16 protein-coding genes and 6 tRNA genes are annotated in these 19,625 nt (G+C 57.5%); 19 read left to right on the top strand and 3 right to left on the bottom strand.

All coding sequences use genetic code 11. The features are described from left to right. Nucleotides 1–34 precede the first annotated feature (34 nt). The 12 genes from alaS (at nucleotide 35) to AC2D8U_RS09505 (ending at nucleotide 8,990) form a co-directional block, all read left to right on the top strand. Entirely contained in the window at nucleotides 35–2,656 is a 2,622-nt protein-coding gene (alaS, locus tag AC2D8U_RS09560; protein WP_484618808.1) for an alanine--tRNA ligase, read from the top strand. Between the two features lie 11 nt (nucleotides 2,657–2,667). Continuing rightward, nucleotides 2,668–3,888 (top strand): aspartate kinase, encoded by a 1,221-nt coding sequence (locus AC2D8U_RS09555; protein WP_484618807.1) that lies wholly within the window; start codon nucleotides 2,668–2,670, stop codon nucleotides 3,886–3,888. A gap of 102 nt (nucleotides 3,889–3,990) precedes the next feature. Next, nucleotides 3,991–4,188, top strand: coding sequence for a carbon storage regulator CsrA (gene csrA / locus AC2D8U_RS09550; protein WP_484618806.1), 198 nt, complete (start codon nucleotides 3,991–3,993; stop codon nucleotides 4,186–4,188). A gap of 215 nt (nucleotides 4,189–4,403) precedes the next feature. Next, nucleotides 4,404–4,493: transfer RNA gene (locus AC2D8U_RS09545), tRNA-Ser, on the top strand. A 4-nt stretch (nucleotides 4,494–4,497) separates the two neighbouring features. Next, nucleotides 4,498–4,574, top strand: a tRNA-Arg gene (locus AC2D8U_RS09540). A gap of 78 nt (nucleotides 4,575–4,652) precedes the next feature. Next, nucleotides 4,653–4,729 (top strand) — tRNA-Arg (locus AC2D8U_RS09535). Between the two features lie 58 nt (nucleotides 4,730–4,787). Continuing rightward, nucleotides 4,788–4,864 (top strand) — tRNA-Arg (locus AC2D8U_RS09530). A 58-nt stretch (nucleotides 4,865–4,922) separates the two neighbouring features. After that, nucleotides 4,923–4,999 (top strand) — tRNA-Arg (locus AC2D8U_RS09525). Between the two features lie 153 nt (nucleotides 5,000–5,152). Beyond that, nucleotides 5,153–5,229, top strand: a tRNA-Arg gene (locus AC2D8U_RS09520). Between the two features lie 583 nt (nucleotides 5,230–5,812). Then, on the top strand, nucleotides 5,813–6,058 hold the full coding sequence (locus AC2D8U_RS09515; protein ID WP_484618805.1) for an OadG family transporter subunit: 246 nt from the start codon (nucleotides 5,813–5,815) through the stop codon (nucleotides 6,056–6,058). Next, nucleotides 6,055–7,851: a sodium-extruding oxaloacetate decarboxylase subunit alpha gene (gene oadA / locus AC2D8U_RS09510; RefSeq protein WP_484618804.1), complete on the top strand. Its 1,797-nt coding sequence runs from the start codon at nucleotides 6,055–6,057 to the stop codon at nucleotides 7,849–7,851. The genes AC2D8U_RS09515 and oadA overlap by 4 nt, the downstream gene beginning before the upstream one ends. 8 nt (nucleotides 7,852–7,859) lie before the next feature. After that, on the top strand, nucleotides 7,860–8,990 hold the full coding sequence (locus AC2D8U_RS09505; RefSeq protein WP_484618803.1) for a sodium ion-translocating decarboxylase subunit beta: 1,131 nt from the start codon (nucleotides 7,860–7,862) through the stop codon (nucleotides 8,988–8,990). Between the two features lie 2 nt (nucleotides 8,991–8,992). On the opposite strand, the gene AC2D8U_RS09500 is transcribed toward AC2D8U_RS09505, so the two are convergent. Then, complete coding sequence (locus tag AC2D8U_RS09500; protein WP_484618802.1) at nucleotides 8,993–9,166, bottom strand: hypothetical protein; 174 nt, start codon at nucleotides 9,164–9,166, stop codon at nucleotides 8,993–8,995. Nucleotides 9,167–9,307: 141 nt separating this feature from the next. On the opposite strand from AC2D8U_RS09500, the gene AC2D8U_RS09495 reads away from it, so the two are divergent. The 6 genes from AC2D8U_RS09495 to AC2D8U_RS09470 all read left to right on the top strand — a co-directional run bounded on the left by AC2D8U_RS09495 (nucleotide 9,308) and on the right by AC2D8U_RS09470 (nucleotide 15,598). After that, complete coding sequence (locus AC2D8U_RS09495) at nucleotides 9,308–9,697, top strand: hypothetical protein (RefSeq protein WP_484618801.1); 390 nt, start codon at nucleotides 9,308–9,310, stop codon at nucleotides 9,695–9,697. Between the two features lie 96 nt (nucleotides 9,698–9,793). Then, nucleotides 9,794–10,234, top strand: a complete 441-nt coding sequence (gene nsrR / locus AC2D8U_RS09490; protein ID WP_484618800.1) for a nitric oxide-sensing transcriptional repressor NsrR — start codon at nucleotides 9,794–9,796, stop codon at nucleotides 10,232–10,234. Next, nucleotides 10,231–10,668: a YqaA family protein gene (locus tag AC2D8U_RS09485; RefSeq protein ID WP_484618799.1), complete on the top strand. Its 438-nt coding sequence runs from the start codon at nucleotides 10,231–10,233 to the stop codon at nucleotides 10,666–10,668. The genes nsrR and AC2D8U_RS09485 overlap by 4 nt, the downstream gene beginning before the upstream one ends. A 23-nt stretch (nucleotides 10,669–10,691) precedes the next feature. Next, nucleotides 10,692–13,532, top strand: coding sequence for a M16 family metallopeptidase (locus AC2D8U_RS09480; RefSeq protein ID WP_484618798.1), 2,841 nt, complete (start codon nucleotides 10,692–10,694; stop codon nucleotides 13,530–13,532). Nucleotides 13,533–13,607: 75 nt separating this feature from the next. Further along, nucleotides 13,608–15,167, top strand: coding sequence for a glutamate--cysteine ligase (gene gshA / locus AC2D8U_RS09475; protein ID WP_484618797.1), 1,560 nt, complete (start codon nucleotides 13,608–13,610; stop codon nucleotides 15,165–15,167). Between the two features lie 23 nt (nucleotides 15,168–15,190). Next, a complete protein-coding gene (locus AC2D8U_RS09470; protein ID WP_484618796.1) occupies nucleotides 15,191–15,598 on the top strand; it encodes a hypothetical protein in 408 nt (135 codons plus the stop codon). A 241-nt stretch (nucleotides 15,599–15,839) separates the two neighbouring features. Here AC2D8U_RS09470 and AC2D8U_RS09465 read toward each other — a convergent pair whose 3' ends face one another. After that, nucleotides 15,840–16,460, bottom strand: coding sequence for a LysE family translocator (locus AC2D8U_RS09465; RefSeq protein ID WP_484618795.1), 621 nt, complete (start codon nucleotides 16,458–16,460; stop codon nucleotides 15,840–15,842). Between the two features lie 330 nt (nucleotides 16,461–16,790). On the opposite strand from AC2D8U_RS09465, the gene AC2D8U_RS09460 reads away from it, so the two are divergent. Beyond that, on the top strand, nucleotides 16,791–17,405 hold the full coding sequence (locus AC2D8U_RS09460; RefSeq protein WP_484618794.1) for a transglycosylase SLT domain-containing protein: 615 nt from the start codon (nucleotides 16,791–16,793) through the stop codon (nucleotides 17,403–17,405). A gap of 349 nt (nucleotides 17,406–17,754) precedes the next feature. On the opposite strand, the gene dxs is transcribed toward AC2D8U_RS09460, so the two are convergent. Beyond that, on the bottom strand, nucleotides 17,755–19,620 hold the full coding sequence (dxs, locus tag AC2D8U_RS09455; RefSeq protein WP_484618793.1) for a 1-deoxy-D-xylulose-5-phosphate synthase: 1,866 nt from the start codon (nucleotides 19,618–19,620) through the stop codon (nucleotides 17,755–17,757). Nucleotides 19,621–19,625 lie beyond the last annotated feature (5 nt).

Raw genomic sequence — 19,625 nt, 5'->3', positions numbered from 1 at the left:
CGTCCGGCAATCGTCAGTTTATCAGGATGACCGTATGCACATGACTACCGCCGAGATCCGGGAAGCGTTTCTGGAGTATTTCCGAAAAGAGGGCCACGAAGTGGTGCCTTCAAGCTCCCTTGTTCCTCACAACGATCCCACCCTGCTGTTTACCAACGCGGGGATGAACCAGTTCAAGGACTGCTTCCTTGGGGCCGAGCAGCGCAGCTATGTGCGTGCTGCCAGCGCTCAGCGCTGTGTGCGTGCCGGTGGTAAGCATAATGATCTCGAGAACGTTGGCTTTACCGCCCGCCACCATACTTTTTTCGAAATGCTGGGTAACTTCAGCTTTGGCGACTACTTCAAGCGTGATGCCATCAAGTATGCCTGGGTCTTTTTGACCGAGGTTCTGCAGCTGCCCAAAGAGAAGCTGTGCGTCACCATCTATGAGACCGATGATGAAGCCTTCGAGATCTGGACCCAGGAGATGGGGGTTCCGGCTGAGAACCTGATCCGCATTGGTGACAATAAAGGCGCCCCGTACGCATCCGATAACTTCTGGACCATGGGCGATACAGGCCCTTGTGGTCCCTGCACCGAGATCTTCTACGATCATGGCGAGGAGATCTGGGGCGGCCGTCCAGGCACACCGGAAGAGGACGGCGATCGCTTTATCGAGATCTGGAACATCGTATTCATGCAGTTCAACCGTCATGCTGACGGCACCATGGAGCCGCTGCCTAAGCCGGCCGTGGATACCGGCATGGGGATTGAGCGCATCGCCGCAATCATGCAGGGCGGCCACTCCAACTATGACATCGATATCTTCCAACGCCTGATCAAGGCGGCAGCGGAAATCACCGGTGCCACTGATCTGGATAACAAGTCTCTGCGTGTGGTGGCCGATCACATCCGCTCCTGTGCCTTCCTGATTGTCGATGGTGTGATGCCCTCCAATGAAGGTCGCGGCTACGTGCTGCGCCGGATCATTCGTCGCGCCATCCGTCATGGTCGCAAGATGGGCGCCGCAGATACCTTCTTCTACAAGTTGGTGGGTGAACTGGCCGACACCATGGGCAGTGCCGGTGAAGAGCTGAAGAAGCAGCAGGCCATGGTTGAAAAGGTATTGAAGATCGAAGAAGAAAACTTCGCTCGTACCCTGGATCGTGGCATCGCCCTGTTGGGCGATGCGCTGGATCAGCTGGAGGGCAAGGAGCTCGACGGTGAGACTGTCTTTAAGCTGTACGACACCTTTGGTTTCCCGGCGGACTTGACCAACGATGTGGCCCGCGAACGCGGTTTTACCATCGATGAAGCGGGCTTTGAAGCTCAGATGGAAGCCCAGCGTCAGCGTGCGCGTGATGCGGGTAACTTTGGTGTGGACTACTCCAAGGTGCTGACCATCGACAGTGAAACCGAGTTTACCGGTTACGATGCCACGGAAGGAACCGGCCAGATCGTCGGGATCTACGTGGAAGGGGAAGTAACCGACCAGTTGGCCGATGATCGCGAAGCCCTGCTGGTATTGGACCAAACCCCATTTTATGCCGAGTCCGGTGGTCAGGCCGGTGATACCGGTGAGATCATCACCGAGGCAGGCCGCTTCCTGGTGATGGATACCACCAAGGTAGGCAAGGCCTTTACCCATAAAGGTAAGCTACTCAGCGGTGCCATTGCCAAAGGCGATACCGTTGAGGCCAAGGTCGATGCTAAGCGTCGTGCCGGGATCCGACTGAACCACTCTGCCACGCACCTGTTGCATGCCGCCCTGCGCAACGTGTTGGGTGAACACGTTAACCAGAAAGGCTCCATGGTGATGGCCGATCGCCTGCGTTTCGATTTCTCCCATCTGGAAGGGATGAGTGCACAAGAGCTGGCGGCGGTAGAAGCCCAGGTGAACGAGCAGATCCGTGCCAACCACAGCATCGATACCGAGTTGATGGACATCGACGCCGCCAAGGCCCGCGGTGCCATGGCACTGTTTGGTGAGAAGTACGACGACGAAGTTCGTGTGCTGGCCATGGGGGATTACTCCATCGAGCTGTGTGGCGGTACCCACGCCGAGCGCACCGGCGATATCGGCTTTATGAAGATTGTTTCCGAAGGCGGGATTGCGGCAGGTGTGCGTCGTATCGAGGCCGTGACCGGAGCCGGTGCCCTTTCTTATGTGTCTGGCCAGGAATCTGAACTGGTGAAAACCGCGGCGCTGGTTAAGGGAGATGCGGCTTCCGTCGCTTCTAAGGTACAGGGCCTGCTGGATCGTAACCGCCAGCTGGAAAAAGAACTGGATCAGCTCAAACAGAAACTGGCCACTGCCGCATCGGCAAACCTGGCCGACCAGGCGATTGAGATTGCCGGGACCAAGGTATTGGTAAGTCAGTTGGAGAATGCCGACAGCAAGGCGCTGCGTGGCATGGTGGATGATCTGAAAAACCAGCTGGGTAGTGGCGTTGTGCTGCTGGGTAACGTGGCCGGTGGCAAAGTTGGGCTGATTGCCGGTGTGACCAAAGACCTGACCGGTAAGGTCAAAGCCGGAGAGCTGGTGAATCTGGTCGCACAGCAGGTGGGCGGTAAAGGCGGCGGTCGTCCCGATATGGCGATGGCTGGCGGCACCGATGCCTCGGCATTGCCAGCGGCCCTGGAATCGGCCAAAACCTGGTTGACCGACAAGCTGTAATCGGAGCCCGCGTGGCACTATTTGTTCAAAAATTTGGGGGCACCTCGGTCGGGACGATGGACCGTATCGAGGCCGTTGCCGATAAGATCGCCCGGGCCTATCGCGCGGGGGATCAGCTCGTGGTGGTGTTGTCGGCCATGGCCGGTGAAACCAACCGTCTGCTTGGGTTAGCCAAGCAGATCTCGGCACAGCCTGAGCCTCAACAGTTGGATATGTTGATCAGCACTGGCGAGCAGATCAGCATCAGCCTGATGGCCATGGCTCTGCAGAAGCGGGGGATCCCTTCACGGCCTCTGCTGGGGGATCAGGCCGGGATCCAGACTGACGGGCGTCATGGCCGCGCCCGCATCGAAACGGTGGTGCCCGAAGTGGTACGGCAACTGCTCGATGAGGGGGTGGTGCCCGTGGTTGCTGGCTTTCAGGGGCGCTGCCCGGCCCAGGCGTTAACGACCCTGGGGCGAGGTGGCTCTGACACCACTGCGGTGGCCCTAGCGGCGGCGTTAGAGGCCGATGAGTGCCAGATCTACACGGATGTAGATGGTGTTTATACGACGGACCCACGGGTTGAGCCCAGGGCCCGTAAGATGGATACCATCACGTTTGAGGAGATGCTGGAACTTTCCAGCCTCGGCGCCAAGGTGTTACAGATCCGCTCGGTGGAGTACGCGGGCCGATATAATGTGCCATTACGGGTGCTTTCCAGTTTTCAGGACGGAGCGGGTACGCTGATCACCTATGAGGAGTCGATTATGGATGCACCGGCAGTGTCGGGAATTGCTTTTACTCGGGACGAAGCCAGCATTACCCTGGTTGGCGTACCGGATGAAGCCAATGTGGCCGCTCGGATCCTCACGCCTATCGGCGATGCAGGCATCGACATCGATATGATCGTGCACACGACCACAGGGGATGGTAAGGCCGATTTTACCTTTACGGTTCACCGTAACGATTGTGCCCAGGCCTGTACCTTGATAGAGCCGGTGAGCACTCGGTTGGGAGTCAAAACCTTGAGGACAAACCATGACTTATGCAAAGTCTCGGTTGTCGGAGTGGGAATGAAGAACCATACTGGTGTGGCAAGCCGCATGTTTCAGACGCTGGGCAGTGAGGGGATCAGTGTTCAGCTGATCTCAACGTCGGAGATCAAGATCTCTGTCGCCATCGATGAAAAATACTTGGAGCTAGCCGTACGCAGTCTCCATAACGCCTTTGAATTAGCCATTGATGAGTAAATCCTCACGGGTGGCTATAGATTTAATCTGGTCTAACTTTATAATACCGCTATAAGATTCTACCGCCGCTGCGGAATGAGTTAGATAAAGAGGAGCAAACAAATGCTGATTTTGACTCGCCGTGTGGGCGAAACCTTGATGATCGGTGACGAAGTCACTGTGACTGTATTGGGTGTGAAAGGAAACCAGGTTCGTATCGGTGTTAATGCACCGAAAGAGGTTTCCGTTCACCGTGAAGAGATCTACATGCGGATCCAGGCGGAAAAAGAAGGCGGGAGTACTCCTAGCGGTAACTTCTGATCCGAGAAACCGGCGCACTGCGCCGGTTTTTTTGTCTCACCCTTTTGCTCGCTCCCTCCTGTCGTTCGGTTGAATAATGCTGCTTTTTGACGCTTTCTTGTGCGAAGTGATGGCATTGAAAACAACTTGGTGAAAAAGCCGCCGAACAGTCTGTTGGGCGGAGAAAAAGGGTTTGACTTATTTTCGTCAGGTCGTAATATACGCCCCGAAACAACGGTGAGGTGGCCGAGTGGCTGAAGGCGCGCCCCTGCTAAGGGCGTATAGGTTAATCCCTATCGAGGGTTCGAATCCCTCCCTCACCGCCATTGCGCGTCCGTAGCTCAGCTGGATAGAGTACCTGGCTACGAACCAGGCGGTCGGAGGTTCGAATCCTCCCGGACGCGCCATATTTTGCAAGAGGCCGCGCCTAGCGCGGCCTCTTGGTTTTCATCGGACGAAGACCCCCCCCTTAAAGAAAGTTTTGCGCGTCCGTAGCTCAGCTGGATAGAGTACCTGGCTACGAACCAGGCGGTCGGAGGTTCGAATCCTCCCGGACGCGCCATTTTCTTTATCGCTGTGTGTCAGCGGCTCATTTAACGGAGCTAAACTGTTAAGCCTGCGCGTCCGTAGCTCAGCTGGATAGAGTACCTGGCTACGAACCAGGCGGTCGGAGGTTCGAATCCTCCCGGACGCGCCATTTTCTTTATCGCTGTGTGTCAGCGGCTCATTTAACGGAGCTAAACTGTTAAGCCTGCGCGTCCGTAGCTCAGCTGGATAGAGTACCTGGCTACGAACCAGGCGGTCGGAGGTTCGAATCCTCCCGGACGCGCCATATTTTTGAGGTCGGATTTCCGGCCTTCGCGCGGAGCGCTTCGGCGCTCAGGCGGCACAAGCAAAACTTTTTGCTTGCTGCTCCCGGACGCGCCATTTTCTTTATCGCTGTGTATCAGCGGCTCATTTAACGGAGCTAAACTGTTAAGCCTGCGCGTCCGTAGCTCAGCTGGATAGAGTACCTGGCTACGAACCAGGCGGTCGGAGGTTCGAATCCTCCCGGACGCGCCATATTTTAGACGGTCGGATTGTCGGCCTTCGCGCGGAGCGCTTCGGCGCTCAGGCGGCGCAAGTAAAACTTTTTGCTTGCGGATTCCGCCTTTGCCCTCCCGGACGCGCATTATCACAAAGCCCCGACCAAATGGTTGGGGCTTTGTCGTTCTACAACCGTTCGCTCTCTCTATTTCAATCGTTTCCTTCCTTATGCAAAGCGTCCTCCGGCCATTTCAGATTCGGGAGATCCCGTTTTGCTCGCATTTTTCTGCGCAATCCCCTGGCTGGGTGCTGCCAGGCAGTTTACTGCACTGCATCTTGATTCATCAGTAGGGTTGCATCCTGCGCCTTGACACTTTGCCATCACCTGTTGGTTGTCAGCATCAAGCGGGCTGGAGTGGCTTCTTATTCACTTCTTGTGCGTAAACATGGCCCTTACTTGGTCTTACCAATTTAAAACCGCAGGTGTCATGAATATCTTTTATCAGTAAATCACCGTGTTAGTGGTAAAACCAATGTTCACGCGTCATGGTTTTGACATTTTTATTCCACCTGTGTGAATATCGATGCCCTTATACGATAACGATAAAAGTGCCCGAGTATGGATACCTTGCTGCCCCAGCTGCTTGATGCGGCGAATGTAATGCTGACCGGTATGGTACTGGTCTTCCTCTTCCTTTCTTTACTGGTGGGAGGTCTGCGCATCTTGGCTTTGGCCTGTGCGCCAACCCCTCGAAGTGAGGTGGAAACGCCCGCCGCTACGGCGGCATCGTTATCACCACAAATTTTGGCTGCCATTGGTGCTGCCATCCACCAACACCGTGCTAATGAAGGGAAAACATCATGACTAAAGCGCTCGCCTTAACCGACGTCGTATTGCGCGATGCCCATCAATCCTTGCTCGCGACGCGCATGCGTCTGGATGATATGTTGCCGGTCGCTGAACAGTTGGATCAGATCGGCTACTGGTCACTGGAGAGCTGGGGAGGTGCAACCTTCGATGCCTGCATTCGTTATCTTGGCGAAGATCCCTGGTACCGGATCCGTGCACTGAAAGAGGCCATGCCTAAGACGCCCCAACAGATGTTGCTGCGGGGCCAAAACCTGTTGGGTTATCGTCACTATGCGGACGATGTGGTGGAAACCTTTGTTAAGCGTGCCTATCACAGCGGTGTGGAAGTCTTTCGCATCTTCGATGCGATGAACGATGTGCGCAACCTGAAGACTGCGATCAAGGCGGTGACGGCGGTTGGCGGACATGCTCAGGGCACCCTGTCGTTTACGACTTCTCCCGTACACAACCTGGATACTTGGCTGACCATGGCCAAGGAGTTGGAGTCGATGGGCTGTCAGTCGCTGTGCATCAAGGATATGGCCGGCTTGCTTGGCCCCTACGAGGCCGATGAGTTGATCCGAGCACTGAAAGATCAGACTCAGTTACCGATTGCCATGCAGTGCCACGCCACGACGGGCCTGTCGACCGCGACCTATCAGAAGGCGATCGATGCCGGCATTGACGTGCTGGATACCGCCATCTCCTCCATGAGCATGACCTATGGGCACACCGCAACTGAGACCGTGATGGCCATGGTCGCGGGAACAGAGCGCGATACCGGCCTGGACCCGGTCAAACTCGAAGGGATTGCCGCACACTTCCGCCAGGTGCGCACCAAGTACGCTCAATTTGAAGGGGCCCTTAAAGGAGTCGATGCACGCATCCTGAAGGCTCAGGTGCCCGGTGGCATGCTGACCAATATGGAAAACCAGCTCAAGGAGCAGGGGGCAACGGATCGCCTTGACGAAGTACTGGCTGAGATCCCGCGAGTTCGCGAAGATCTGGGTTTCATTCCTCTGGTGACCCCCACCTCTCAAATTGTCGGCACCCAGTCGGTGATCAACGTATTGACCGGCGAACGCTATAAGAGTATCGCCAAGGAAACGGCCGGTGTGTTGAAGGGGGAGTATGGTGCCACGCCTGCCCCGGTTAATGCCCAGCTTCAGGAGCGCGTGCTGGAAGGGGGGGAAGTGATCACTGAACGTCCGGCCGATCGCCTGGCGCCTGAGATTGCTCGATTGACCGAAGAGTGGCAGCAACTGGCTGCATCCGAGGGGATCCCTCTGGCCGATGAGCCCGTTGACGATGTACTGATCTATGCTCTGTTCCCTCAGATTGGACGCAAGTTCCTGAAGCACCGTGGCGATGCGTCTGCCTTTGAGCCGGCTCCAACCGGCGAGACGGCCCCTCAGGCCCCGGCGAGCCAACCGGCCCAGGGAGAGGCTGCCAGCTATCAGGTTCGCGTTGATGGTCAGGTGTTTAATGTTGAGGTGGGCGCAGCCGGCACGCTGGAAACCGTCGTGCCTGCTGCTTCAGCAGCGCCTGTTGCGCCAATTGCCCCCGTTACGCCAAGCGCGCCAAGCTCGGTTGCGACCAGCAAGGTGACTGCCCCCTTGGCCGGTAATGTCTTTAAGATCCCGGTAAGCCCGGGTCAGCAAGTCGCCAAAGGGGAAGTGGTCCTGATCCTCGAAGCCATGAAGATGGAGACGGAGATCCGGGCTGCTCAAGCCGGCAAGGTGTCAGATCTGCACGTGAAAGAGGGTGATAGTGTCACCGTCGGTGCCGATCTGGTTAGCCTGGTGTAGGGGGAAAGATGGAAGGTTTTCAGGACTTCTGGTACTCCACCGGGATCGCCAATTTCGAGTTGGGCCAAGTCGTGATGATGGTAGTGGGGGGGATCCTCCTCTACCTGGCCATTGCGAAGAAATTTGAGCCCCTGCTGTTGGTGCCGATTGGTTTCGGTGCCGTATTGGCGAACATTCCTGCCGCCGGTTTTACCGAGCCCGGTGGTCTGCTCTATTACGCTTACGAGATCGGGATCAAGAGCGGGGTCTTTCCGCTGCTGATCTTTATGGGCGTCGGTGCTATGACCGACTTCGGTGCGCTGATCGCCAACCCCAGGACCCTGTTCCTGGGGGCCGCGGCTCAGTTTGGGATCTTTGCGACTTTGCTCGGGGCCATCGCCTTGAATGCAATCCCCGGATTTGATTTCACCCTGAAGGATGCGGCGGCCATTGCGATCATCGGTGGTGCCGATGGTCCGACGGCGATCTTCCTCGCCTCTCGTCTGGCACCGGAGCTGCTTGGGGCCATCGCCGTAGCGGCCTACTCCTACATGGCTTTGGTGCCCTTGATCCAGCCGCCCATCATGAAGGCGTTGACCACGCCCGAGGAGCGCGAGATCAAGATGGCGCAATTACGGGAAGTGAGCCAGCGGGAGAAGATCCTGTTTCCCCTGCTGGTGTTGGGAGCGACGATCCTGTTCCTCCCTGCAGCTACGCCTCTGGTTGGCATGTTCTGTCTGGGTAACCTGATGCGGGAAGCCGGGGTCGTCGACCGTCTCTCCAAGACTGCTCAGAATGAGCTGATCAACATAGTGACCATCTTCCTGGGTCTGGCCGTGGGCTCCAAGCTGTCGGCGGATCAGTTCCTGCGGGTGGAAACCTTGGGGATCCTGGTGCTCGGTGCCGTGGCCTTCTCGATTGGCACCGCTGCCGGCGTCATGATGGCCAAGCTGCTCAACCGGATCAGTGCGCAACCGGTTAATCCGTTGATCGGTGCGGCGGGTGTTTCTGCGGTTCCTATGGCCGCCCGGGTGGTAAACAAGGTGGGCCTGGAGGCCAACGACCAAAACTTCTTGCTGATGCATGCCATGGGGCCGAACGTGGCCGGTGTGCTCGGCAGTGCCGTCGCGGCCGGTGTCTTGCTGGCAATGGTGGGTTGAACCTAGGGGCTGGTGAGCCACATCATCAGCAACATAAAGGCCCACAGGGCAGCAGACAGGGTGAAGATGTAAACAAACCCCTGCTGCCCTTTCTTCAGGCTGTAGCCGTGCATCTGCAGGTACAAGTACCAGCCAAGGCTAAGCAGGATAGGCACTAAAAATAGTCTTGCAATCATTGTTTTATCCAAATTCCTTCACCCTTTTACTCTAGCCTGTGCCGACCTGGGATGCCAGCCTGTGGAAAGCCTCGGCAGGATCACATCGCATCGTCTGCGAGTCGGTTAGGATCCCGTTTTTCATGCTGAAAAATGGGACTGATGAAGCCTTACCTGTTGCTGCTTGCCCTGCCGATGACGGCCTCGGCCTTCTGGGGATTAACCCTGCCCGAGTGGCTGGATAAAGAGAGTCGCCATCTCGCCCGGGAGCTAAACCGGGGCGTCGGTCAGAGCCAGAATCCCAACTTTCTTCGAGCTGAATATAAAAACGGTGAGATGACCATTTGGTATCGGGCCGTAGAGTCTTCCCACGCCAGTCCTTTTGGGGCGGTGGTGGAGGATCACCGGGAGGCGATGCTGCACAGTTATTGCGGTAGCGCCTATTATCGTGAGCGCCTGGATGCCGGATTGCGCTATCGCCATCTGTATGAAGGTCTTGACGCGCCGGCACCGCTACTGATCAGCGCGAAACGCTGCCAGGGCGTGTATTAAAGCGCCTGGGTCACTCGAATCGTGATAAAGGTGTGTTTGAACTGCCTGTTTTGAAGGCGGGGAAATGGGTACAATGACGCACGGAGGAAATCAATCGTGCAACTAACCAGTTTCAGTGACTTTGCCTTTCGGGCCCTGATCTATTTAGGGACCCTGCCAGAGGGCGAGCTTACCAGTATCTCTCGCGTCACCGAACTCTATGGGGTCTCCCGAAACCATATGGTTAAAGTGGTGAATAAGCTTGGCCACGCTGGCTTTGTTACGACGGTGCGGGGGAAAAAAGGGGGGATCCGTCTGGCGCTGCCCCAGGAGCAGATCCGTCTGGGCGACGTAGTGCGTGCCCTGGAACCCCTGCAATTGATCGATTGTGCCAGTCCGCTGTGCCATATACTGCCGGCCTGCCGGTTAAAAAGCGTGATTAAAGAGGCCACCGAGGCATTCCTTGCAACCCTGGATCAATACACCTTGGCCGATATGTTGAGCGAGAATCCCGAGCTGATTGCCCTGCTGGCGATCACGCCGGAACAACCCGCATGATGAGTCTCACCCTCTGGGGCCTGTTCTCCTCCGCTTTTATTGCTGCAACGCTTGCCCCTGGCGGCTCCGAAGCGATCCTCGCCTACTTGGTGAATCAGGGGGAAGTGGCGCTCCTGTCCCTGCTGTTGGTGGCCACCGTGGGCAACACCCTGGGCTCCATGACCAGCTACCTGATTGGCCGCTATGCCCATCGTCGTAAAACTCCTCAACAGATGCTGTCGGGCAGAGAAACCCGAGTGCTGGGCTGGGTCGAGCGCTATGGGGTCTGGTCGTTGCTATTGGCCTGGCTACCCATCGTCGGGGATGCCATCCCCCTGTTGGCGGGCTGGTTCCGCTTTTCCGCACTATTTAGTACCCTGTTGATCTTTATTGGCAAGTTTTTGCGTTACCTGATGGTGGCCCTGATGACTCTGGGGTTGCTCGGCGGCGCCTGAACCCTAGGTACGGGGAGAGAGTGATGTTCCAATGGAAAACTGCGGCGGTTGCCGCCGTCTTGGCGGTCGGGTTGCACGGCTGTACCCTTCGCCAGTCCACCGTGCCAACGGGGATCACCCTGCTGGAAACCGTTGACGCCAGCGCCGATACCCTGGTGATCCCCTATCAGAAATATCAATTGGCCAACGGCCTGACTCTGGTGCTGCATCCGGACGGCTCCGATCCCCTGGTCCATGTGGATGTCACCTATCATGTTGGCTCCGCGAGGGAAGAACTGGGCAAGTCGGGTTTTGCCCATTTTTTCGAGCACATGATGTTTCAGGGGTCGGCCCATGTGGGGGATAACGAGCATTTTCGTTTGATCACCGAGGCCGGTGGCACCCTCAACGGCACGACCAACTCGGATCGCACCAATTACTTCCAGACTGTACCGGCCAACCAGTTGGAGAAGATCCTCTGGCTGGAAGCGGATCGCATGGGGTTTTTGTTGCCGGCAGTGACCGAAGAGGCCTTTGAAAACCAGCGGGACACGGTGAAGAATGAACGGGGCCAGCGGGTTGATAACCGTCCCTATGGGCGCCTCGGTGAACGGGTGGGGCAGGCGATGTACTCCCAGGACCATCCCTACTCCTGGCCGGTGATCGGCTGGATGGACGATCTGGAGCGGGGCACGGTCGAGGATCTGCGCCGTTTCTTCCTGCGTTGGTACGGTCCCAACAATGCCACCCTGACCATAGGGGGTGACTTCGATGTCGATCAAACCCTGGCCTGGGTCGAGAAATATTTCGGATCGATCCCCCGAGGTCCCGAAGTGACTGGGGATCCCAAGCAGCCGGCCCATCTGGACGCCGACCGTTATCTCTCCATGGAGGACAGGGTTCATCTGCCCCTGCTCTATCTCTCCTATCCCACGGTATATGCCCGGCACGAAGATGAAGCCGCGCTGGATCTGTTGGCACAGATCCTAGGTGGCGGCAAAACGTCGCTGTTTTACAAGAATCTGGTGCAGGAAGGGCATGCGGTACAGGCTCAGGTGTCCCACCCCTGTCGCGAGCTGGCCTGTGAATTTACCCTGTTGGCGTTGGCCAATCCGGGGAAAACACCCCAGCTGGCCGAGATCGAAGCGATGATCCGTCGCTCCATTGCCGAATTTGAACAGCGTGGAGTCACCGAGGATGATCTGCTCAAGGCCAAGGTGCAGCATGAGGCCAATACCCTCTATGGTTTGCAGAGCGTCAAGGGCAAGGTGACCACCCTGGCCTATAACCAGACGTTTTTCGATAATCCCAACCTGATCGGGGAGGAGTTGGAGCGTTATGGCTCGGTGACCGCCGAAGATGTGAATCGGGTCTTTGAAACCTATATCAAGGGCAAGCCTGCGGTGATCATGAGTGTGGTGCCTCAGGGACAAGGTGATTTGATTGCTGCCGAGGATAACTGGACACCGGCCCCCCTGGTCTTGCCAATCCTGCCGACCACCACAGAAGCAGTGCAACAGCCGCAGATCGACGACGGGTTTGATCGCAGCCAGGTGCCACCAGCGGGCGCCAATCCTCAGGTGGTGTTGCCGAGCCTGTGGCGCAGTGAGTTGAGCAATGGTATCGAGGTGATCGGCACCCAATCCAGTGAAACCCCGACGGTAGAGATCCTGATCGCCCTTGAAGGGGGAGCCCGTCTGCTGTCACCGGAACAGGCCGGCCTGGCCCAGCTTACTGCTGCCATGATGGGGGAGTCCACCGAGCGTTTCACCACGGCGGCGTTTGCCGAGGAGCTGGAAAAGCTGGGCTCTCGGATCGGCGTTTCGGCCGGGGCGGATAGGCTCTATGTCAGTGTCAGTGCCCTCAGTCGCAACCTGGCCCCAACCCTGGCGCTGCTCAAGGAGCGGTTATGGCACAGTGCGTTCGATCCCGGTGACTTTGCCCGTATTAAGGAGCAGCAGTTGCAGGGCCTGGCCCATCAGGCCAACGACCCTAACTGGCTGGCCAGCACCGCCTGGAGTGAGTTGATGTACGGCGCCAATAATCCTCAGGGCGTGCCAGTGGGCGGTTTGCCCGAGACGGTTGCCAACTTGACGCTGGCGCAGGTGAAGGCATTTTACCAGCAGCAGTTTCAGGCCGGTAACGCCTCCATGGTGGTCGTAGGGGATCTGCCCCAAGTGCAGATCATGGAGCAACTGGCTTTCCTCGCTGACTGGCAGGGCGGTGCCACTCCCTGGCCTGCGTTGGCGCCCATGCCAGAGTTAGGGGGCCCCGTGATTTACCTGTTGGATAAGCCTGGCGCCCCCCAGTCGGTGATCCGTATCGGTAAGCGTGCCCTGCCTTTTGATGCCACTGGCGACTACTTCCTGGCCGGCTTGATGAACTATCCCCTTGGGGGCGCGTTCAATAGCCGTATCAACCTGAACCTGAGGGAGGACAAGGGCTACACCTATGGTGCTCGCAGCGGCTTCAGTGGTGGCAAGGAGCTGGGTCAGTTTGTCGCCTCTGCCAGTGTCCGTGCCGATGCCACGGCTGACTCGGTTAAGGAGTTTATTGATGAGCTCACTCGCTTTGCGGACAAGGGGATGAGTGCCGAGGAGCTGGCTTTTATGCGCTCCTCCATCGCTCAGCGAGATGCCCTCAAGTTTGAAACGCCTGCTCAGAAGGCGCGTTTCCTTGGGAAATTGCAGCGTTATGGATTGAGTGAGGACTATGTTTCGGTGCAAAGCCAGCTAATTGCCACGGTTGATCTGGACGGGATGGCCCAACTGGCAAAACGGGAGCTGGATCTGAGCCAGATGATCATCCTGGTGGTTGGTGATAAAGCCAGCAACGAAGCGCGATTGCGCGCCTTAGGGTATGACGTACATCTCATAACTCTGTAAACTGTCGTCTATACCTAAAAGACCCAGTGGCGGGCGGCAAGCATGTCGCCCGTTGTTCAGTAAAAGAGACGCATATTGAGCGCTTATAAACAGGCCATTGCCCAGTTGGCCCAACCCCAATGGCAGTCGGCACTGAGCCAGTTGAATCGTGGGATCGAGCGTGAAGCGCTGCGGATCGATGCGCAGGGCCAGTTGGCACAGGATCCCCATCCGGTTGCTCTGGGGGCAGCCCTGACCCACCCCTGGATCACTACGGACTTCAGTGAATCTCTGATGGAACTGATCACCCCCGTGTATCAGGATCCTGATCAGTTGCTCGATCACTTGGCCGATGTACACCGATTTGTGGTGACTCAGCTCCCCTCCCAGTGCTTCTGGCCCCTGTCCATGCCCTGTTTCCTCGATGGCGAGCAGTCCATCCCGATCGCTCAATATGGTCGTTCCCACATCGGTCGCATGAAGACCACCTATCGGGTGGGTCTGTCGCACCGATACGGGGCCAAGATGCAGGCGATCGCCGGGGTACACTTTAATTTCTCCCTACCCGATGCCCTGTGGCCGGCCCTGGGCATTGCCAAGGATGATCAAGCGGAGATCTCGGCGCGCTATTTCGGCCTGCTGCGTCATTTTCGTAGCCATGCCTGGGTATTGGCCTATCTGTTTGGTGCCTCTCCTTCCCTGTGCCGTTCCTTCCTTGGGGACAGGACTGATGCCTTGCCGTTTGAACAGGCGGGGGGCACCCTGTTCCTGCCCTATGCCACATCGCTGCGTATGAGCGATCTGGGTTACACCAATAAGGCTCAGGATGCGCTGTCGGTCAGTCTTAACTCGCTGGATGAGTATGTGCGGGATGTGAAGCGGGCTATCCGCCTACCGTCCGAAGAGTACGCCGCCATCGGCGTGCGCCAGGATGGCGAATATCGTCAGCTCAACGCCAATGTGTTGCAGATCGAGAATGAGCTGTATGCTCCGATCCGGCCCAAGCGCACCGCCAGGTCTGGAGAAACCCCGACTCAGGCCCTCGAGCGTGGGGGGGTGGAATACATCGAGGTACGGGCCCTGGATGTGAATCCATACGAGCCGCTCGGGATCGGTCGGGACCAGATCTTGTTGTTGGATCTCTTCCTGCTTGATGGACTGCTGTGCGATACGCCGCCGCTGGATGCAGCGAACGTGGCTGAAAATAAAGACAACTTTGAGGCGGTAATACTGGATGGCCGCCGCCCGGGTAAGCGACTGCAACGCCAGGGTCAATCGGTGGCCCTGGCGACTTGGCTGGGGGAGTTGTTTGATCGCTGGCACTCCCTGGCCGAGGTACTGGATCGTGCTCATGGGGATGAACGTTACCGCCAGGCCCTGGCACAGTGGCAGGGCGCAGTTACGGATCCTGAGCAGACCCTGTCCGCTCGTGTGCTCTCCCAGAGCCTGGCACAGGGCCATGGACGTTGGGCCTGTGATTTGGCGGCTCGACATCGCCAGTGGATAGCACAGCGCGATTACGCTTTGTTGAGTGAAGAGAGTCTGCATGAGGCCAGTGCCGATTCACTGCGTCAACAGGAGCGGCTTGAAGCGGCTGATCAGGGCAGTTTTGATGACTTCCTGGCCGACTATTTCGCCCGTCAGGAGGCGAAGTGAGTATCGGCTGGCCCAGGGGCCGGATGAGTAGCCTGCTGGGCCTGTTTATCTTGTCCGGGTGTGCCCTCGGGCCCAAATCGCAAAGCCATTGTGGTGAATTGGCGGTGTTTGCCATGCCCAGCCCGGACAGCGGGCTGCATAAGGTGGTGATCACCCGGATCGGCGATACCAATGTGATCAGCCGCCCCGGGTATCGCCTGACTCCGGGAGAGTACCAACTTCGCCTGATGGAGTTTATCGATGATCCTCGTCTGACGGTGCCACTTGGGCAGCGAAGCTACCGGGATATGGTGCTGACGGTCGAGGCGGACCAGCGTTATCACCTGGCAGCTCAGCTGATCCCCCAGCATGGAGAGGTCGCGGATGGCTATTGGCAGCCTGTGGTGTGGAAACAGATCGCCGTGGAGTGCCGTCTGCCGACCAAGCCCTGATCTCGGCGAACCAAGCAATGAAAATGGTTCATCGCGGATCTGTGGGGAGCTTATTCACAAACGTATTTTTTTGTTCAAGAAAAAGCCGCTCTCAGGTAGGGGCTAGCGTCTTGGCGCCCCTAAACGGACTTCGATGCAGACGGATACCTGGACCATACGCTGTTGTATGTATTCCCCGCTAAAGTGCGAAGAACCAAAAAAAGGCCCTGACGGGCCTTTTTTGTATCTGAGCGTCAGCGATTTAGCCCGCCATTCCCATGGATAACCCAAGGCCGATAAAGACAAAACCACAGGCACGGTTAAAGTGCTTTTGTGCGCTGGCGCTGGCCAGTTTGTTGGCCAGGCGACAGCCCCCCAGGGCAACCAGGTTCAGGATGATAAAGTCGACCAGGGTAAAGGTCAGGCAGAGAAGCAGGAGCTGAGTATTCAGATCCTGATCCGGCCGAATGAACTGGGGAAACAGGGCGGCGAAAAACACCAGGCCCTTTGGGTTGGCTAATCCCACCATCAAGGTTTTACGAAACAGGCGGCCGCGGTCGCCTTCCTGTTGTTCGAAGGAGCCTTTGCCCATGGCCTCAGGCCGGCTTCGCAGGGCACCGATCCCTAACCAGATCAGGTAGGCTGCGCCGCCGATGCGAAGGGCTTCATAGAGCACAGGCTGGCCGGAGATCAGGGCACCGATCCCGGTGGCGGACAGGATCATCAGGATCATTCCGGCGATGTTGGAGCCGAGGACGGTAAACAGGGCGCGGCTATGACCGAAACGCACGCTGGTGGAGAGGGTCATCATCGTCATGGGGCCAGGAACGGCCAGCAGTATCACAACGGTTGTCAGGTAGACCAGATACAGCTCAGGGGACATCAGTCTAATTTAGGGTCGGTTTGAAAAGCGCGCATTTAAGCAGCGCGTCGGTCGTCTGTAAAGGGTGGGAATGCCAAAACCACGGTAAGGTGTCGCTTGTTTAACTGCGAACCGGATGGAGTGCAAGATCCCATCGTTTTTTGCGATCGGGGTAGCGGAGGAAAAAGGCAAAAAAAATCGGGAACCCCTGCCTGAGTCAGGTTCCCGAATAAAGGAGGATAATGATGAACGATTGAATCGGTTCACTATTAGGACTGTATCGTCTTCCATTAAGTTCCCGAACAGGGCAAAATTTTTCTAATTTATTTTTAAGACTTAAAAAACAACGTGATGAGAATTAAGAAAGGCATTCTCCTGGGGGCTGTGCTCTTGATGACCGGCTGTGCCACACCGCCACCCAAGGATCCCGAGAACCTCTGTAATATTTTCAAGGAGAATCGCCACTGGTACAAAGCCGCCAAGAACACCGAGCAAAAATGGGGCGTGCCTGTCCATGTCCCCATGGCGATGATGTACCAGGAGAGTTCCTTTCGTCACAACGCCCGCCCGCCCATGCAGTATTGGCTGGGGTTTATCCCCGTCGGGCGAGCCTCCACGGCCTACGGTTATGCTCAGGTTAAGACCTTGACCTGGGGGGACTATGTCAAGGAGAACAACCGGACTTTCGCACGGCGCACCAACTTTGCCGATGCTCATGACTTTATGGGCTGGTTTATCTATAAGAGCCATGCGGTCAACGGAGTGTCCAAGTGGGATGCCTACAACCAGTACCTCAACTACCACGAAGGGTGGGGCGGCTATAAGCGTAAAACCTACAATCAGAAGCCCTGGCTGATCCAGGTCTCCAAGCGAGTGGATGAGCGCGCCAAGCGTTACGCCGGCCAGTATCGTCAGTGTAAGGAAGAGCTGGATCGCAGTTGGCTTTGGCGCTTGTTCTTCGGGTAAGGGCAGGGCGCTTCGCTTCTGGGGGCCAGGACCGCTGCGCTGCTGGGTTCTAGGTTAAGAGCAAGAGTTGCGACGACCTGCTTGAACCGCTCTTTTGCTTAGCTTTTAGCTCTTAGGTTTTTCCTAGCAGGGCGAGGCCCGCCCTAGAGCCCAGGCTCTTTCCTGGCAGCTTCGTAGGGCAGGTTAGACCGCGTAGCGGGCGTAACCTGCCGCGAAAAGGTTGTTGTGTCATCGTCAGCTTACGCGGCTGCGCCGCTAAGCTAACCTACAGCTCCAAATCAAAAACGCCGCAGCGGGAAACCGCTGCGGCGTTTGGTTTTTCCTAGCAGGGCGAAGCCCGATCCTGCTGTTATAGCCCAAAGGCGGCCTTGGCGCGCTTGACGATCCCGGGGCCATCAAGCTCCAGCTCGGCATGCATCTCCTGCTGAGTGCCCTGTTCGACGAAGCGGTCGGGCAGGCCAAGTTGCAGTACCCGTTTCGCCAGCCCTTGCTGTGCCAGGGACTCCAGCACGGCACTGCCGGCTCCCCCCTGGATCACGTTCTCCTCCAGGGTGATGAGGCCGTCGTGGCTTTGGGCCATCCGCTTGACCATGTCATGGTCCAACGGCTTAACGAAGCGCATGTTGACCACGGTGGCATCCAACTGCTCCGCGGCTTCCAGGGCATAGGGCAGCAGGGTGCCGAAGCTGAGGATGGCGAGCCCCTTGCCCTGCCTGCGGATCTCTGCCTGGCCGATCTCCATGGCGGTCATCTCGGACTCGATGTGCACACCCATGCCGTTACCACGAGGATAACGTACCGCCGTCGGGCCGTTGTGGGTATGCCCGGTATAGAGCATCTGACGACACTCGTTTTCGTCCGCCGGGGCCATCACCGTCAGGTTGGGGATGTTACGCAGGAAGGCGAGATCAAAGGCGCCCTGATGGGTCTGACCATCGGCCCCCACCAGTCCACCGCGGTCGATGGCAAACATCACCGGCAGGTTCATGATCGCCACATCGTGGATCACCTGATCATAGGCCCGCTGCAGGAAGGTGGAGTAGATCGCTACCACGGGGTTGAGCCCCTCACAGGCAAAGCCCGCCGCCAGGGTGACGGCATGCTGCTCCGCGATCGCCGCATCATAGTACTGCTCGGGGAACCGCTGAGAGAACTCGACCATGCCGGAGCCTTCGCGCATCGCCGGGGTGATCGCCATCAGTTTGGGATCTTCGCTGGCCATGTCGCACAGCCAGTCGCCAAACACCTTGGAGAAGGTGGGCTTGCCTGGGGCGGATTTGGGCAGTTTCCACTCGTCCGGGTTGAACTTGGGGACTCCATGATAGCCAATGGGATCCTCTTCCGCCGGCTGGTAACCCTTCCCTTTCTTGGTCATCACATGAAGGATCTGCGGCCCCTTGAGGTTGCGCATATTGCGCAGGGTGTCCACCAGACCATTGATGTCATGGCCATCGATAGGGCCGATGTAGTTAAAGCCCAGCTCTTCGAACAGGGTACCTGGTACCACCATCCCCTTCAGGTGCTCTTCGGCCCGGCGGGCCAGCTCCTTGATCGGTGGCATGGCGCCCAGCACCTTCTTGCCGCTTTCACGGATGGAGGTGTAGAGGTTTCCGGAAAGGATCCGGGCCATATGGTTGTTGAGGGCACCCACGTTCTCCGAGATGGACATCTCGTTGTCGTTGATGATCACCAGCATATCCTTGTGGATATCACCGGCGTGGTTGAGCGCCTCGAACGCCATGCCTCCGGTCAGGGCACCGTCACCGATCACCGCGACCACACGGCGACCTGCGCCCTCTTTATCGGCGGCAATGGCCATCCCCAGGGCGGCACTGATGGAGGTACTGGAGTGGCCAACGCTGAAGGTGTCATATTCGCTTTCATCGCGCCAAGGGAAGGGGTGCAGCCCGTCTTTTTGGCGGATGGTATGGAGTCGTTCGGCACGGCCAGTCAGGATCTTATGGGGATAAGCCTGGTGACCCACGTCCCAAACCAGACGATCAAACGGAGTGTTGTAGACGTAGTGCAGGGCCAGGGTCAGCTCCACCGTACCCAGGCCCGAGGCGAGGTGACCGGAGGAACGGCTGACGGATTGCAGCAAAAACTGGCGAACTTCGTTCGCCAGTGGGGGCAGCTGATCTTGTGGCAGCTGGCGCAGCTGATCAGGCAGATTGGCCTGGCTCAGCAGCGGGTAATCAGACAGGGTCTGGCTCATTCAAG

It is taken from the genome of Ferrimonas sp. YIN67 (assembly GCF_057219095.1).
The sequence above is the reverse complement of the archived record's forward strand: the minus strand, read 5'-3'. Positions and strand labels throughout refer to the sequence as shown.